Annotated in this window: 14 protein-coding genes and 1 tRNA gene; 4 read left to right on the forward strand and 11 right to left on the reverse strand. The window is 49.6% G+C overall.

Annotated elements, in window-relative coordinates:
- Positions 1-185: 185 nt before the first annotated feature.
- Positions 186-269: transfer RNA gene (locus B5G10_RS02325), tRNA-Leu, on the reverse strand.
- Between the two features lie 144 nt (positions 270-413).
- Here B5G10_RS02325 and B5G10_RS02330 point away from each other — a divergent pair.
- Positions 414-1,490: a mannose-1-phosphate guanylyltransferase gene (locus B5G10_RS02330; RefSeq protein WP_087423166.1), complete on the forward strand. Its 1,077-nt coding sequence runs from the start codon at positions 414-416 to the stop codon at positions 1,488-1,490.
- Positions 1,491-1,582: 92 nt separating this feature from the next.
- Here the strand turns inward: B5G10_RS02330 and deoC are convergent, their stop codons facing one another.
- From deoC to B5G10_RS02370, 8 genes are all read right to left on the reverse strand, one after another.
- On the reverse strand, positions 1,583-2,464 hold the full coding sequence (gene deoC, locus B5G10_RS02335) for a deoxyribose-phosphate aldolase (RefSeq protein WP_087423167.1): 882 nt from the start codon (positions 2,462-2,464) through the stop codon (positions 1,583-1,585).
- On the reverse strand, positions 2,457-2,795 hold the full coding sequence (locus B5G10_RS02340) for a nucleotide pyrophosphohydrolase (RefSeq protein ID WP_087423168.1): 339 nt from the start codon (positions 2,793-2,795) through the stop codon (positions 2,457-2,459). Before B5G10_RS02340 ends, deoC begins: the two co-directional genes overlap by 8 nt.
- Positions 2,796-2,800: 5 nt before the next feature.
- Positions 2,801-3,253: a D-aminoacyl-tRNA deacylase gene (gene dtd / locus B5G10_RS02345; protein ID WP_087423169.1), complete on the reverse strand. Its 453-nt coding sequence runs from the start codon at positions 3,251-3,253 to the stop codon at positions 2,801-2,803.
- A 225-nt stretch (positions 3,254-3,478) separates the two neighbouring features.
- The gene (gene uvrC, locus B5G10_RS02350; RefSeq protein ID WP_087423170.1) at positions 3,479-5,275 is read right to left on the reverse strand and encodes an excinuclease ABC subunit UvrC; all 1,797 of its coding nucleotides are present in this window, start codon (positions 5,273-5,275) and stop codon (positions 3,479-3,481) included.
- Positions 5,276-5,281: 6 nt separating this feature from the next.
- On the reverse strand, positions 5,282-5,806 hold the full coding sequence (locus B5G10_RS02355) for an adenine phosphoribosyltransferase (RefSeq protein ID WP_087423171.1): 525 nt from the start codon (positions 5,804-5,806) through the stop codon (positions 5,282-5,284).
- Between the two features lie 71 nt (positions 5,807-5,877).
- Positions 5,878-7,752, reverse strand: a complete 1,875-nt coding sequence (mnmG, locus tag B5G10_RS02360) for a tRNA uridine-5-carboxymethylaminomethyl(34) synthesis enzyme MnmG (protein ID WP_087423172.1) — start codon at positions 7,750-7,752, stop codon at positions 5,878-5,880.
- 75 nt (positions 7,753-7,827) lie between these two features.
- Complete coding sequence (gene ybeY / locus B5G10_RS02365) at positions 7,828-8,241, reverse strand: rRNA maturation RNase YbeY (protein WP_087423173.1); 414 nt, start codon at positions 8,239-8,241, stop codon at positions 7,828-7,830.
- 162 nt (positions 8,242-8,403) lie between these two features.
- Positions 8,404-9,636 carry a spore maturation protein gene (locus B5G10_RS02370; RefSeq protein ID WP_087423174.1) on the reverse strand — a complete coding sequence of 411 codons (1,233 nt, stop codon included), beginning with the start codon at positions 9,634-9,636 and terminating at the stop codon, positions 8,404-8,406.
- Positions 9,637-10,157: 521 nt separating this feature from the next.
- Here B5G10_RS02370 and B5G10_RS02375 point away from each other — a divergent pair.
- Complete coding sequence (locus tag B5G10_RS02375) at positions 10,158-10,871, forward strand: DNA alkylation repair protein (protein ID WP_087423175.1); 714 nt, start codon at positions 10,158-10,160, stop codon at positions 10,869-10,871.
- 3 nt (positions 10,872-10,874) lie between these two features.
- Here the strand turns inward: B5G10_RS02375 and B5G10_RS02380 are convergent, their stop codons facing one another.
- Positions 10,875-11,759, reverse strand: a complete 885-nt coding sequence (locus B5G10_RS02380) for a glycosyltransferase (RefSeq protein WP_087423176.1) — start codon at positions 11,757-11,759, stop codon at positions 10,875-10,877.
- A gap of 315 nt (positions 11,760-12,074) precedes the next feature.
- On the opposite strand from B5G10_RS02380, the gene B5G10_RS02385 reads away from it, so the two are divergent.
- Complete coding sequence (locus B5G10_RS02385; RefSeq protein WP_087423177.1) at positions 12,075-13,208, forward strand: glycosyltransferase family 4 protein; 1,134 nt, start codon at positions 12,075-12,077, stop codon at positions 13,206-13,208.
- Entirely contained in the window at positions 13,205-14,005 is an 801-nt protein-coding gene (locus B5G10_RS02390) for a DUF5672 family protein (protein ID WP_087423178.1), read from the forward strand. Before B5G10_RS02385 ends, B5G10_RS02390 begins: the two co-directional genes overlap by 4 nt.
- A 30-nt stretch (positions 14,006-14,035) precedes the next feature.
- Here B5G10_RS02390 and B5G10_RS02395 read toward each other — a convergent pair whose 3' ends face one another.
- Positions 14,036-15,244 carry a glycosyltransferase family 1 protein gene (locus B5G10_RS02395; protein ID WP_087423179.1) on the reverse strand — a complete coding sequence of 403 codons (1,209 nt, stop codon included), beginning with the start codon at positions 15,242-15,244 and terminating at the stop codon, positions 14,036-14,038.
- Positions 15,245-15,396 lie beyond the last annotated feature (152 nt).

Below are 15,396 nucleotides of genomic sequence, written 5' to 3' on the forward strand. Positions count from 1 at the left end.
GACCACATGTGAAGACCCACAGAAAAAGCATTTTTTGTGCCATATTTATAATAATCTTCACAAAGATATTAAAATCAATGCTTTACTGAGGTTTCATCCTGAATTTTGTCGACTAGGCCCACTTTTAGTACGCCCGATAAAAAGAAAAAACCCTTGATAATCAACTGATTATCAAGGGTTTGAAGTACCCAGAGCCGGGATCGAACCGGCATGGAGGTTAATCCACTGGTGTTTGAGACCAGCGCGTCTACCGATTCCGCCATCTGGGCAGAAAAGACGTGGCAAAGGTAAGGATAGATTTTGAATGTGCCAAATAATCTCTGTTTTTTTTCAAAAAAAGTTCCCCAGTCTATCTTTCTAATAAAAAATAGATTACATTAGCGGAAGAATTAACATAAAAAACCGACACAATTATGGAAAATAGATATTGTGTAATTATGGGAGGCGGCGTAGGAAGCCGTTTTTGGCCGTTCAGCCGAAATAGCAGACCGAAACAATTTCTCGATTTCTTCGGGATTGGACGCTCATTGCTCCAGATGAGCTACGACCGCTTCGTCAAGATAATCCCCCAAGACCACATCTTCATCGTCACGAACGAAATTTATGTCGATGTGATCAAAGAACAACTCCCCGAGCTGCCCGCCGAGAATATTCTGCTGGAACCGGCTCGCCGCAACACGGCCCCCTGCATCGCCTGGGCTGCTTATCACATCCGGGCCATCAATCCTAACGCCAATATTGTAGTGGCTCCCTCCGACCACCTCATTCTCAAGGAGGAGGAGTTTGCCCGCTGCATCAACCAGGGACTCGAATTCGTAGCCAAGTATCCGGCTCTTCTCACCCTGGGTATCAAACCCAACCGCCCCGAAACGGGTTATGGCTACATACAGATAGGCGAAGATGCCGAAGGCGATATCAAGACGGTAAAAACGTTTACCGAGAAACCCAACCTCGAGTTTGCCAAGATGTTTGTCGAGAGCGGTGAGTTCTTCTGGAACTCGGGTATCTTCATCTGGAACGTACAGACCATTATCAAGGCTTTCCAACGCTTCTTGCCCGATATCTCCAACCGGTTCGAAGAGCACAACGACGTGTTCAATACTCCGGCCGAGAAACAGTTTATCGACGAAAACTTCGCCGCCTGCCCCAACATATCGATCGACTTTGGTGTCATGGAGAAGGCATCGAACGTGTTCGTTCTCTGTGCCGACTTCGGCTGGAGCGACCTGGGTTCGTGGAGCGCCCTCTATGACCATTCGCCCAAGAACAAAGACGGCAACGTGGCACAGGGCTGCAAAACGCTGCTCTACAACACGGCCAACAATGTAATCGCCGTGAAAGGCGACAAACTGGTGGTGGTCGAGGGGCTCAAAGACTACATCATCGCCGAGGCCGATAATGTGCTGCTCATCTGCCCCAAAAGCGAGGAGCAGAAGATCAAACAGTTCGTTACCGATGCCAAGATGGCCTATGACGATACCTACATTTAATCGATGCTGAAACAACCATACAGCCGATATATCACGCAAAAGGCCGGGAACTGTTTCCCGGCCTTTTGTCGTAAATAGCTCAATCGCAGCGATTAGAAGAACTTGGTAGGAGTGCCCCAGATATCGGTAAGCAGATTGTTGGCCAAGCGGCTAGCACCGATTCTGAAATGCTCGTTGTTGAGCCATTTCTCGCCCAACACCTCTTTTACCACACAGTAATACTTCACGGCATCGACCGTCGTAGAGATGCCTCCGGCCGGTTTGAACCCGATCATGGTACCCGTCTGCTCATAATACTCCTTGATGGCCTGGCACATCACATAGGCTGCCTCGAGTGTAGCCGCTGGCTCGGTTTTACCGGTCGAAGTCTTAATGAAATCGGCACCCGAGTAGATCGACAGCAACGAGGCTTTCTTGATGTTGGAAGCCGTCTTCAAAGCACCCGACTCGAGAATCACCTTCAAATGCGACTCTTTGCAGGCATGCTTCAGCTCCTCGATTTCCTGGCACATCTCCTCATAGTTACCGGCCAGGAAGTTGCCCACGTTGATGACAATATCGATTTCGTCGGCGCCATCGGCCACGGCCAAAGCCGTCTCGGCCACCTTCACCTCAGTAAAGGTCTGCGACGAGGGAAAACCACCCGACACAGCCGCAATATTCACGGCCGTCACGTCGAGATTGGCACGAACGGTCCCGGCAAAGTTGGGATACACGCAAATGGCAGCCACATTGTCCATCTCGGGGTGCTCCTCTTCAAAATCGTTTACTCGCTTGGTCATGCGCGTAATCGACTCGGTATTGTCCTCGGTATGCAACGAGGTCAAGTCGATGCAGTGGAACAAAAACTTGTACACATCGGGTGTACTGTTTGCGGCCAGATTGTCCCGAACGATTTTCTCTACGGCAGCCGCAACCTGAGCATCGTCCAAATCGGTATTATACCGACTCAACATTTCTTCGTATTTATCCATTGTTGGTCAATTTAGGATTATTGATATGTCTTGTTTTATCTCGTTTAGTCTTCTTTTCGATATTCTTTTCAAAGGCGGCAGTCAGGTCAACGCCGGTCTGATTGGCCAGACACAGCAACACCCAAAAGACATCGCACAACTCGTCCGACAGATCGCTCTGCGACTCTTCTCCGGCCTTGAACGACTGGTCGCCATAGCGGCGAGCCATAATGCGGGCCACCTCGCCCACCTCTTCGGTGAGGATGGCCATATTGGTCAGTTCGCTGAAATATCGTACCCCCACACTCTTTATCCAGGCATCAACCTGCTCTTGTGCCTCTTTTATCGTCATCGCACTCACTCCTTGTTTTTTGTATCCATCCATATCGTTACCGGGCCGTCATTTACCAATTCTACCTGCATATCGGCCCCGAAAACACCCGTGGCGACCTGTTGCCCTATCTCCTCCGAGAAACGCCGGCAGAAGGCCTCATACATGGGCACAGCCACCTCGTGACCTGCCGCACGTATGTACGACGGGCGATTCCCCTTCTTGGTCGAGGCCAACAAAGTGAACTGACTCACGACCATTGCCTCGCCGCCCACATCGAGCAACGAACGGTTCATCACCCCGTTTTCATCGTCAAATATACGCAGGTTGGCGCACTTCTTCACCAGCCATTCGAGCTCCGAGAGTTCATCACTCTCTTCTACTCCCAGTAAAATCAAGAGCCCCCGACCAATGGAAGAGTGCAGCTCCCCACCAATCGTAACCGAAGCCCGCTTTACTCGTTGAACAACTACTCTCATGAAATCAAACTATTCTTTCTTTTGAACAGAAACCGCCCCAATCGATATTCCCGGGAATAATGTAGATTGGGCAACAATCGGTAAGGTACAAAGATAATACAAACGACGGCAGAAACAAATTTTATTTCAACAACACACCTCAGCCCCCCCTCACAATCGATCCACTCACCGGGAACAGGCGAGCGGAAAAAGAATTATAATACACTGTATATCAAATATATAAAACTAATCCAGATACTCTTTGAGAATTCGCGCCTTGGCAGCCCCCACAACCGAAGCCAAATCGGCCTCCGAAGCCTCCTTGATACGCTTCACGCTCTTGAAGTGAGTCAGCAACTGCTCACGGGTTTTGGGGCCTATCCCGGCGATGGAATCGAGGGCCGATTTTACCTGACTCTTGCTACGCTTGTTGCGATGGAAAGTGATACCAAACCGGTGAGCCTCGTCGCGCATATGCTGGATAACTCGCAGCGATTCTGAATTCTTGTCGATATAGAGCGGCAGAGAATCGCCCGGGAAATAAATCTCCTCCAACCGCTTGGCAATACCCACAATGGGCACCTTGCCACGCAACCCCAACGTCTCGAGCGACTCCAAGGCGGCACTCAACTGCCCCTTGCCACCATCGACAATAATCAACTGGGGCAACTCCTCCCCCTCGTCGAGCAAACGTCGGTAACGACGATAGATAATCTCGCGCATCGAAGCAAAATCGTCGGGCCCCACCACGGTCTTGATATCAAAATGGCGATAATCCTTTTTCGAGGGTTTACCCTTCTTGAAGACCACACACGAAGCCACCGGGTTGGTGCCTTGAATATTGGAGTTATCGAAACACTCCATATGCCACGGCAACTCGGGCAGCCTGAAATCTTGCTGTATGCGCGAGAGTACCCGCATGACCCGTTGCTCGGGATTAAGTTTTTCGCTTTGCTTCAACCGGTCGATTTTATACTGCTTCACATTCTGCTCCGAGACGGCCAGCAACTTTTTCTTATCGCCTCGCTGCGGAACCACAAACTCGACATCGTCAAAACTCGACTCGGGCAGGAAAGGCACAAGCGCCTCGCGAGCCTTACTGCCGAAGCGCGACCGCAACTCGGCAATACCCAACGAAAGAATTTCGGGCGCCGATTCATCGAGTTTTTTCTTATACTCGATAGTAATACTCTGCACAATCGACCCACCCCGCACATGCATGTAGTTGACAAAGGCAACCCCATCGTCCTCGTCGTAAGAGAAAACGTCGATCTCGTGCACGGCCGGATTTACAATGACCGATTTAGCCTTATATTTCTCGATTAAATCATACTTTTCCTTGACAACTTGTGCCTCTTCAAAACGAAGTTCGGCCGACAAGGTTTGCATCTCTTCCAGCAGATGTTTACTCAGCTGATGGATATCACCGTTGAGAATCTGACGCACCTGCTCGATATATCCATTATACTCCTCTTCCGAAATCTTCCCCTCGCAGCATCCTTTGCAATTTTTGATGTGATATTGCAGACATACCCGAAATCGTTTTTTGGCGATGTTTTCGGGGGTAAGGGCATAGTTGCAGGTGCGTATGGGATACAACTCGCGTATCAGCTCAAGCACGGTCTTGGCCAGATGCACATTGGCATAAGGGCCATAATATTTCGAGCCATCCTTATTGATCCGGCGGGTAAGAAAAACCCGTGGGAAATGCTCGTTTCGCAAGCAAATCCACGGGTAGGTCTTATCGTCCTTGAGCAAGACGTTATAGCGGGGCTTGTACTCCTTGATGAGACTGTTCTCGAGATGCAGAGCATCCTCCTCGGTCTTGACGACGATATATTGCAGGTCATAAATATTCTTCACCAGCATATTCGTCTTGGCCGAATCGTGCACCTTGTTGAAATAAGACGATACCCTCCGCTTCAGGTTTTTCGCCTTACCCACATAAATAATCTTGCCCGTTTTATCGAAGTATTGATACACCCCGGGTGTATCGGGTAAAAGGGCCAGTTTATTCTTTATATTTTCGTTTTTCTCGATCAATCCGTATCAATATTTGATGAGAGCCTCTACCTCGACATCTTCAGGGAAAGCCTCACGTCCCTTCAAAAATTCCAGTTCAACCAGGAAGTTAACATATACTTTTTTCGGGTTAAACCGTTTTACCAACTTATATGCCGCAAGCATCGTTCCACCGGTAGCCAGCAAATCGTCGTGCAGCAGAACCACATCGTTTTCACAAAGCGCATCTTTGTGAATCTCGATCACATCGACACCATACTCTTTGGTATAACTCTCCTGCCACGTTTCGGCGGGCAACTTTCCCGGTTTACGCATCGGCACAAAGCCTGCCCCAATACGGGTAGCCACAATGGGGCCCATAATAAATCCACGAGACTCGATGCCTACCACCTTGGTTATCCCCTTCTCGGCATACATGCGGGTGAGCATATCGGCCAGCTCCTGCAAACAGTCGGGCTCTTTGAAAACAGTAGTCAGGTCTCTAAACACAATTCCCTTTTGCGGAAAATCGACTACATCGCGAATCTTGCTTTTAATAATCTCTACACTCATTTTTATTCTTGTTTTTTATTTGTTTTCCCTTTTATACAAAGGCTTTCTCGCATTTTGTTTCACGTGAAACATTAGCGGCCCGAAAGCAGCAACAGAATGTTTATATCGCTCGGAGAGATACCCGGGATACGTGAAGCCTGCGCAATGGTTTCGGGATCGATTCGTTCCAGTTTCTGGCGCGCCTCGGTCGATAGAGCATGTATCTCGCTATACTTGAATTTACCCCGTATGCGAATATGCTCCAGTCGGGCAATCTTCTCGGCAATCATCTTCTCACGATCTATATATCCCTGGTATTTCATCTTGATTTCGGCAGCCTCCACAATCTCGTCGTGACGATTTTTTATGGTATCCATCTCGCGTTTCAAGGCAGGGACCAGCTGTGAAAGTTGTGACAAATCGAGCTGCGGGCGCAATACCAGGTCGATCAACCGCACTCCTTGTTTAAGAGGCGTCGTGCCCAAAGCCTCCAGACCGGCATTAATATAAGCCGGTTTTATCGAGTAGTGCTCGGCAAAATGTATCAGATGGGCCACCCTATCCCGTTTCTCTTTCAACAAATCGTAACGATCTTGCTTGGCCAAACCCAAACGATAGGAGCGCTCGGTCAACCGCACATCGGCATCGTCCTGCCGCAACAGGATGCGATATTCGGCCCGCGAGGTGAACATACGATAGGGCTCATCAACCCCTTTGGTTACCAAGTCGTCGATAAGCACACCTATGTAGGCCTCGTCGCGACCCAACGTGAAGGGTTCCCCTCCATGACAGTTGATGTGGGCATTGATTCCGGCAATGATACCCTGCCCTCCGGCCTCTTCATACCCCGTTGTCCCGTTTATCTGCCCGGCAAAAAAGAGGTTGGCAATCTGCTTGGTCTCGAGGTTATGATTCAACTGTGTGGGGTCGAAATAGTCATATTCGATGGCATATCCGGGGCGATATATGCGCACATCGCGCAACGCCGGGATTGCCTGCAAAGCCCGCACCTGTACATCGAGCGGCAGGGACGATGAGAAACCATTGAGGTAATACTCCTGAGTCGTCTCCCCCTCGGGTTCGAGGAAGAGCTGGTGCTCCGTTTTATCGGGAAAAGTAACGATTTTGGTCTCGATACTGGGGCAATAACGGGGTCCGATACTCTGTATCTGCCCGTTATAAAGAGGCGAATCGGGCAACCCGACCCGAAGAATATCGTGTACCTGCTCGTTGGTATAGATGGTCCAGCAGCTGCGCTGTTTCAACGGTCGGGGCTTGAAATCGAGAAACGAGAACTTGTGAAAGTCGTTCTCACCTCGCTGTTCGATAGCCTCGTCGAAGTGGATACTACGGCCGTCGATTCGCACCGGAGTACCCGTTTTCATTCGGCCGGCCGTAAAGCCCAGTTCGACCAATTGTTCGGTGATACCGTATGATGCCGGCTCCGAAATTCGCCCGCCCCGCAACTTGGTGCGACCGATGTGCATCAATCCGTTCATGAAGGTGCCCGTCGTGAGTATCACACACTTGGCGGTGAAAGTCACATTCATGGCCGTCACTACGCCAGCAACCCTCCCATCTTTTACAAGAATCTGATTTACAGAATCTTGCCACATATAAAGGTTATCGGTATTCTCGAGAATAGAACGCCAGGTCGTAATAAATTTAGCTCGGTCGCTCTGCGATCGGGGACTCCACATGGCAGGCCCTTTCGAGCGGTTCAACATCCTGAACTGGATAGCCGTCTCATCGGTAACAATACCCATGAAACCGCCCAAAGCATCGATTTCACGAACAATCTGTCCCTTGGCAATCCCACCCACAGCAGGGTTGCAACTCATTTGGGCTATCTTGTTCATATCCATAGTGATAAGCAGAGTCTTCGACCCCAAGTTGGCCGAAGCGCACGCCGCTTCACAACCGGCGTGACCTGCACCCACTACGATTACATCATAATTAAAGTCCATTGTATTTATTTCTCCTCGGCCACAACCGGGAGAAGGAACACTCCTCCCCCACTCCGGCCGCACATATTCTCTCGATTATCTCAGTTTCAGAGCCTCGTTTTCATGACGGGTCATTATCTCGCGCTCACCCGGACCTTTGTCGTTGATTCCGCACAAGTGCAGAATACCATGTATGATGATGCGATGGAGCTCCTCGTCATAATCGGTCCCGAACTGCTCGGCATTGGAACGAACCGTGTCCACGCTGATAAATATATCGCCGCTTATCTTGTCACCCTCGGTATAGTCGAAGGTTATTACATCGGTATAATAGTCATGCTGCAAATAGGTTTGGTTCACCTCGAGGATTTTCTCATCGGAGCAAAAAATATAGGCTATATCGCCGCATTTTTTCCCGTATCCCGAAGCGACCCGACGTATCCAGTCGGTCGTCTCTCTCTTCTTTATCGCCGGCATCTTGACATCTTCGGCAAAATAACTCACAGCCATAACTTCGTTCTTTTTATATTCTTATATCCCTGCAAAGATAGTGCAAACCAAGGGCAGAAACAAGTTTATTTACACCCTCATTACGCTCGGGCACTTATCCTATGCCGCTCTATATCGACGCCCTCACGACATACGCTGCCGGGACGTCGTGTCATCCACATTCTATTTGAAGAAGAAATAAGAGACCGTAATAGCCGATATGGCGCCTATCACGTCGGCCAACAGGGCATAACCTACAGCATAACGGGTCTTGCACACCCCTACGCTACCAAAATAGACAGCCAGTATGTAAAATGTGGTATCGGTCGATCCTTGTACCGTACAAGCTACCCGACCCACAAACGAATCCACCCCGTAGGACGACATGGCATCGACCATCATTCCGCGCGAACCGCTACCACTCAACGATTTCATCAACGCCGTAGGCAGGGCCCCCACAAACTCGGTATCGATACCCAGCCAACCGAAAAATGCCGCGAATCCATCGACAATATAGTCCATGGCCCCCGATGCCCTGAATATACCGATAGCCACCAGGATGGCAACCAGGTAGGGAATAATCATCACAGCGGTCTTGAAGCCCTCTTTGGCTCCCTCGATAAAGGCATCATACACGTTGATGCGTTTCACAAGCCCCGAGATGATAAAGGCCAGGATAATCGTAAACAATATACTGTTGGCGGCAAAAGCCGAATAGGTCGAAATCTTCTCTTCGGGCAACGACGAAAAGTAGTAAAACACCCCGCCAACAAATGCCGTGAGGCCCAACCCCCACAGCAAAATCACCCGATCGAAAATATTGATACGCTGCTTGATACACAACGCCAGAAGCCCCACAAAGGTTGCCATAAAGGTTGCAATGAGGATGGGCAGGAACACATCCGACGGATTGGCTGCCCCCATCTGAGCCCGATAGGTCATCACCCCAATAGGTATCAAGGTGAGTCCCGACGCGTTCAGCACCAGAAACATGAGCATCGCATCGGTTGCCGTGTCTTTTTTAGGATTCAGCTCCTGCAACTCTTTCATTGCCTTCAACCCCAACGGAGTTGCCGCATTGTCAAGACCCAGCATATTGGCCGAGACGTTCATAAACATCGAACCCAGTGCAGGATGTCCTTTGGGCACACCCGGAAACAGGCGGGTAAAGAGCGGACTGATCAATCGCGACAAAACGGCCACCATACCACCCCGCTCACCTATTTTCATCAGGCCAAGCCAAAGGGTGAGAACACCGGTCAACCCCAGTGAAATGTCAAACGCGTTACGAGCCGAGGAGAACGATGCGTTCATAATATCGGTCCAGATGGCCGTGTTACCATACACCACGGTCTGTACCACCGCCACCACAAAGGCGATGACAAAAAATGCAATCCAGATGTAATTAAGAACCATAGGACCGTTTTGAAGTTTTTATTTCATGTGACAAAAATAGTGAAAGGTGAGTGTAGAGACAAACGGAAAAACTTGTTTTTCAAGTTTGGCTATGCCGAACCGTATCCTATCTTCTACAAAAATAGTGAATGGCGAGTGCAGAGGCAAATAAAAATACAATTTTCAAATTCGACACAACCCAGCCTCCTTCGTTTTCTCGAAAAACAACCATTCTGGTGCAACATCCACCCCTTAAAAAAGAGAAATCCAATTCCCCAACATCAACCACTCTATTTCACACATTTCTCCGCACAATCAAAAACAGCATTATTACTTTGTTTATCAATAATTTATTAAAAATTTAGACTCTTGAGAATCGAATATTTTCCGCCAATCGACCCGTTATGCAGAAATTTTCCAGCCAAAGACCGTAATTTTAACAATCAAAAACATTGTTATTAACAACAATTATCACAGGCAACCATCTGACGAAAATCGGAAACCTGAAAACATTTATTACTTTTGTAAAAAATCGACAGATCATGCACACCGCACAAGAGATAGAAAAATCGATACAGGCAGCAGCCAACCCCGAGAAAAAGAAAATCCTATCGAGTTTCTTCAAAACCGGGAAGGGAGAGTATGGCGAAAACGATATTTTCATCGGGGTACCCGTTCCCACTCTGCGGACTATTGCCAAGCAATACCTCGACACCCCCCTTGCCGAAATCGTCCAACTTCTGCACAGCCCCATACACGAGTTTCGCTTGGCCGCTCTGTTGTGTATGGTCGAACTGTTCAAGCGAGGCGACGAGAACCAACGGGCTATCCTATACAACACCTATCTGGCCAATACCGCTTATATCAACAACTGGGACCTAGTCGATCTTTCGGCGACACAAATCGTGGGCGGATACCTCGAGCATCGCGACCATGCCCCACTCTATCGCCTGGCACAAAGCCCCCTCTTGTGGGAGCAACGCATCGCCATCGTGGCTACCTGGCAATGGATTCGCCGGGGAAAGATAGACGACACACTTGCCCTGGCCGACCTTCTGCTCAACCACGAGCACGATCTCATACGCAAAGCTACCGGCTGGATGCTGCGCGAGGTGGGGAAAAAAGACAAAGCCCGCCTGTGCCAGTTTCTCGACACTCGGTACCGACTGATGCCACGCACCATGCTACGCTATGCCATCGAGCGATTCACCCCCGAGGAGCGGAAACACTACATGCAAAAACAGGATAAAGAGTAGAGATTACAACAACCCCTCGCGACGCCATTGCCGCTTGTACTTGTAGAGTCGTTGCAACAGTTTGAGCGAACTGATGTGCCAATAGTAGCGCTTGAAGTGTTCGTGACAGCAGAACTCGATAAAGTCCCAACTGCCCACACGCTTCTTCATCAACATCCTGATAAAGAGAAACGACATCCTTATCTCCCTGAAATAGGCCACCACCGGATTGGGTTTCTTCAGATAAAAAGGCAGGCGATCGGCCCATTTCTTGTGAAACTTCACCGTGTCGTCAAACCAGGCCTTGTTGTAAGAGCCCTCGGAGAAGTGCTCCAGCAGCACATCATTTATCACATAGTTGACATACTTCTGTCCTACGGCCATCGAGATATCGAGGTCATACAGATGGAAGCCCTGGAAAGTCTTCTCGTCGAACCGAATCTCGGCCCACACCTCCCGACGCATAAACAGGCACATACCATCGAGCACGATTACCGGCGAAGCCGATACCTTGTCGGGGTTGGCAATAAAATATTTTATGGAGCCATCTCTAAAGCGCTGCACATAGTTGTAGCGCGTGTATTGTTTCATCGAGCCCCATCCCGAATAGGTAGCCAACTTGGCCGTCGAACCGGCAAAACCCACAACTCCCGTAGTAGGTTTCTGCAACAGCGACACAACGCGCTCACCCCAGTTGGAAGTTCTGAAACAGATATCCTCATGGGCAAAACAGAGGTATTCGCCCTTGGCCTTCTCGGCACAAAGATTATACACATGAGTAATGCTGTAGCCTGTCTCCCGATTGTCATAAAAGATAAACTCGCAGGGGAGACCTATTGTCTCGAGCACATTGGCTCGAAACGCTTCAACTTTGGCAGGATTGATGGAACAAACTATGATGGAAATCATAAAAAAGCCTTAGCAATCTGGGTTCTGGGGACAAAGGTAATATATATCGGTCGATACCCATTAAAAAGGGAGTGGAAAAATACCTCCCAACAGTACAATTTTTGTTCATTTTGCTCATTCACCTTCACGAAACACAGGCATTTAAAGATTTATCGCTATCTTTGTGACCAGAAACAGCACAGTAATAACTCAACAGAAAAACTATCGGGATGTGGGGTTGTCAGCAGCCTCGCACGTCGATAATCGACGACAATACAACAAGACAAGCCATATCCCCGTGACATAACTTTAACCTTGATAAAAACGACAACCCCGATGAAGATCCTCCTCTTTTCACATGGAAAACAAACCACCGGTGACGCAGAACAATATCTGCTGGATTTAATCAAGGGAATCAAACAGGCCCGCGGCGATTCGTGGGAGATTTACGTTGTCTTTCCCGGACGGGGAGAGTTGTGGGAGACAGCACAGCCCTACCTGGCCGGATATACCTTCATACGCCAACCCTGGTGGCTGGTGCGCCCCTCTAAAAACGGATGGCACAAGCGTCTGCTCTTCAATCTGCGCAAGCACATAGCCATATACAAGACCCGCCGGTACATACGCCGGGTAAAACCACAGATAACCTTTACCAATACGCTGGCTACTCCTATCGGGGCTCTTGCTTCACAAGCCGAAAAGGTACCCCACGACTGGCTGGTCCACGAGATACCCGAACTGGCTCGCAACCTCGTCTATCTCTTTGGAAAGGCTCATAGCCTCACCCGGGTAAATGCACTTTCGCAAAAGATCATCGTCACATCCGACTTTGTTGCCAACTACTACGCCAAGCGATACCTGTCGCCCGAAAAGATTGCCGTCATATACCAGCCTATCGAGGCTGTTCCTCCTCGTCTTCCCCGAGCCGACCAGCCATTCACACTGGGCATGCTGGGGAATTTCGAGCCCAACAAAGGACAACATATTGCCATCGAAGCCTTGCGCAAAGTGGTCGAGGAGTATCCCGAAACCCACCTGTTACTCATCGGCGACAATGAAAGCCGATATGCCCAGGAACTCAAAGAGAAAATCAACAATTATAAACTCGACCACAATGTATCGATTGTCGAGCACACCATCCACCCCAACGATTATCTGATTCAGGCCGACGCGGCCATAGTGTGTTCACGATTTGAGTGCAGTAGCCGCACCATCATCGAGGAGCTCAAGTGCGGGCTCCCGGTCATTGCCCCCGATAAACCTTTCGGGAAAGAGGTCATTCGAGAAGGGTACAACGGTTACCTCTACTCTCGCGACGATGTAAATGACTTGACCTGGAAAATTATCGAGTTGCAACAGGCCAATCTCGACGAACTAAGGAAAAACGCATTGAAATCGGTCGAGCACCTGTTCCCCGGACAGGCTTTTGCCGAGGAGTTCATCTCGATAACCAATCCGCCCCAATCATGAACAAGAAGCGAGTAATTGTCATTATCCCCATCTATACGACCCGGCTGACCGACTACGAGCAGGCATCGTTACGCCAATGCTTCAAAGTCCTTGCTTCGCACGAAATCTGCTTCGTGAAACCCCAGTCGCTCGACCCATCACCCTTGGCCGAAACCTATCGACCCAATCTCATTGTCGATTTCCCCGACAGCTGTTTCCTGGGCATTGCCGCCTACAACCGGCTTATGATGTCGCCCCGGTTCTACGAGACCTTCGAGTCGTGGGACTACATGCTCATCTATCAACCCGATGCCTGGGTCTTCGACGACCAACTCGACGCCTGGTGTGCCCGAGGCTACGACTACATAGGAGCCCCCTGGATACCCAAACCCAAATATGGCCGACTCTACTACCGCATCTTCAATCGCCTGAAACGCATCTACTGCCACATCTCGGGAGCCTCGGACTACAGCCAGCTCTACTATCGGGTGGGCAACGGCGGCCTGTCGTTGCGACACATCGACACCTTTGCCCGCACGGCCCGTGATATGGAACCCCAGATAGCCCGTTACCTGAGCCATCCCGGCATCGATTTCTACAACGAAGACATCTTTTGGAGCCTCGAGGTCAACCGGCACGAAGAACGGCTGAAGATTCCCCACTGGCAAGAGGCACTCCAATTCTCGTTCGACAAGAATCCGGCCGCCTGCTACGAACTCAACGGCCACCGGCTTCCCTTCGGGTGCCACGGATGGAGCAAAAAAAATATGTTGTCCTTTTGGGAACAACATATACAAACACTCAGACACGGCAATTAAGGCTGCCGCACCCAACCTCCACTCCTCTTTCTACAAGAAGGGAAGGTATCGCGATATTTTTTTCCGTATGTTCGACGAGGTCTGCACGAAACGGTCTTCGCCCGAAGCGTTGTCGTCGAAACATTTCAGATACACGGTATTCATCTCGTCGGCCAGCCGTTTCGGGTCGAACCGCTCGACATAGACCTTGCCCTGTGCTATCATCTCACGGCGCAGATTCTCGTCACTCAGCACCCGCTTCATGGCAGCAACCATACCCTCCACATCGTCGGGTCCCACATATATCGAGTGAGGCCCGCCTGCCTCTTCGAGGCACGAACCCGTAGCGGCGATAACCGGTACTCCGGCCGAGAGAGCCTCGACGATGGGAATACCGAATCCCTCGAAACGCGACGGATAGACAAAGGCCGTAGCCAGATGATACAACACCGGCAGGTCTCCAAACTTCAAATTGTGGATGATATGTACCCGATCGCTCAGCCCATGAGACTCGACATAGTCCTTTACCTTATCGGCATACGCAGTACTCTTGCCCACGGCCACCAAATGCACATCGCCCAATTGCTCGACAGCCTTCACGGCCAGCAACAGGTTTTTACGCTCCTCGATGGTACCTACACTCAAGATAAAGTGTTCGGGCAAGCCATAAGCCGCAAGCACACGCGACTTCTCGGCATCCGATACCGGCTGGGCAAAAACGGGGTCGCACCCCTGATAAACCACATCGATTTTATCGGGCGAGATACCATAGAACTTCACGATATCGCGCTTGGTGCACTCGCTCACCGCCACTATGCGGTCGGCCTTGCGACAGGCATATCTGAACTTGTAATTATAAATCATGCGGTCCAACCGGTGATAATACTGGGGATACCGCAAGAAAATGAGGTCGTGAATGGTCACCACACTGCGTATGCCCGTGCGGTGAAGCCCTACGGGCAACTCATTGCTCAAGCCGTGGTACAGCTGCACACCGTCTTGCAACAGGCCGCGCTTGATGAAGAAAGTGCGCCACAGCGCCTTGCAACTTTTCATGAAAAAGGAACGGGGCAATATCGAAGCTACGTTTTTGTGCTTCAACAGCGAATCGTATAAGGCATTCTTGCATTTCTTGGGTATATACATACGGTACTTGTGTTCGTTGCCATATGTAGCCATCGTATCTACCATGAATCGGCTGTAATTGCCCAAACCGGTAAAATTGGCGTTAGCCCTTTTTGCATCGAATCCTATAATCATTCCTTAACTCTCAATTTGGTTTACATAAGAATAGATGTATTACACACCTATTTTGCTGCATGCGTTTGAAAAATTTTTCTCCTTCTCATTATTTTCCCAAAGAGGAAGAAATAAAATTCTCATTTATAAAACGTTATCAAAACGTTTTTCCC

Source organism: Barnesiella sp. An55 (assembly GCF_002161555.1).
In the GTDB taxonomy this organism is placed as follows: Bacteria; Bacteroidota; Bacteroidia; order Bacteroidales; family Barnesiellaceae; genus Barnesiella; species Barnesiella merdipullorum.

Bases quoted from the DNA above. Each gene is read 5' to 3' on its own strand.
- B5G10_RS02330 (WP_087423166.1), top strand. From the start codon at position 414: ATGGAAAATAGATATTGTGTAATTATGGGAGGCGGCGTAGGAAGCCGT.
- deoC (WP_087423167.1), bottom strand. From the start codon at position 2,464: ATGGATAAATACGAAGAAATGTTGAGTCGGTATAATACCGATTTGGAC.
- B5G10_RS02340 (WP_087423168.1), bottom strand. From the start codon at position 2,795: ATGACGATAAAAGAGGCACAAGAGCAGGTTGATGCCTGGATAAAGAGT.
- dtd (WP_087423169.1), bottom strand. From the start codon at position 3,253: ATGAGAGTAGTTGTTCAACGAGTAAAGCGGGCTTCGGTTACGATTGGT.
- B5G10_RS02355 (WP_087423171.1), bottom strand. From the start codon at position 5,806: ATGAGTGTAGAGATTATTAAAAGCAAGATTCGCGATGTAGTCGATTTT.
- mnmG (WP_087423172.1), bottom strand. From the start codon at position 7,752: ATGGACTTTAATTATGATGTAATCGTAGTGGGTGCAGGTCACGCCGGT.
- ybeY (WP_087423173.1), bottom strand. From the start codon at position 8,241: ATGGCTGTGAGTTATTTTGCCGAAGATGTCAAGATGCCGGCGATAAAG.
- B5G10_RS02370 (WP_087423174.1), bottom strand. From the start codon at position 9,636: ATGGTTCTTAATTACATCTGGATTGCATTTTTTGTCATCGCCTTTGTG.
- B5G10_RS02375 (WP_087423175.1), top strand. From the start codon at position 10,158: ATGCACACCGCACAAGAGATAGAAAAATCGATACAGGCAGCAGCCAAC.
- B5G10_RS02380 (WP_087423176.1), bottom strand. From the start codon at position 11,759: ATGATTTCCATCATAGTTTGTTCCATCAATCCTGCCAAAGTTGAAGCG.
- B5G10_RS02385 (WP_087423177.1), top strand. From the start codon at position 12,075: ATGAAGATCCTCCTCTTTTCACATGGAAAACAAACCACCGGTGACGCA.
- B5G10_RS02390 (WP_087423178.1), top strand. From the start codon at position 13,205: ATGAACAAGAAGCGAGTAATTGTCATTATCCCCATCTATACGACCCGG.
- B5G10_RS02395 (WP_087423179.1), bottom strand. From the start codon at position 15,244: ATGATTATAGGATTCGATGCAAAAAGGGCTAACGCCAATTTTACCGGT.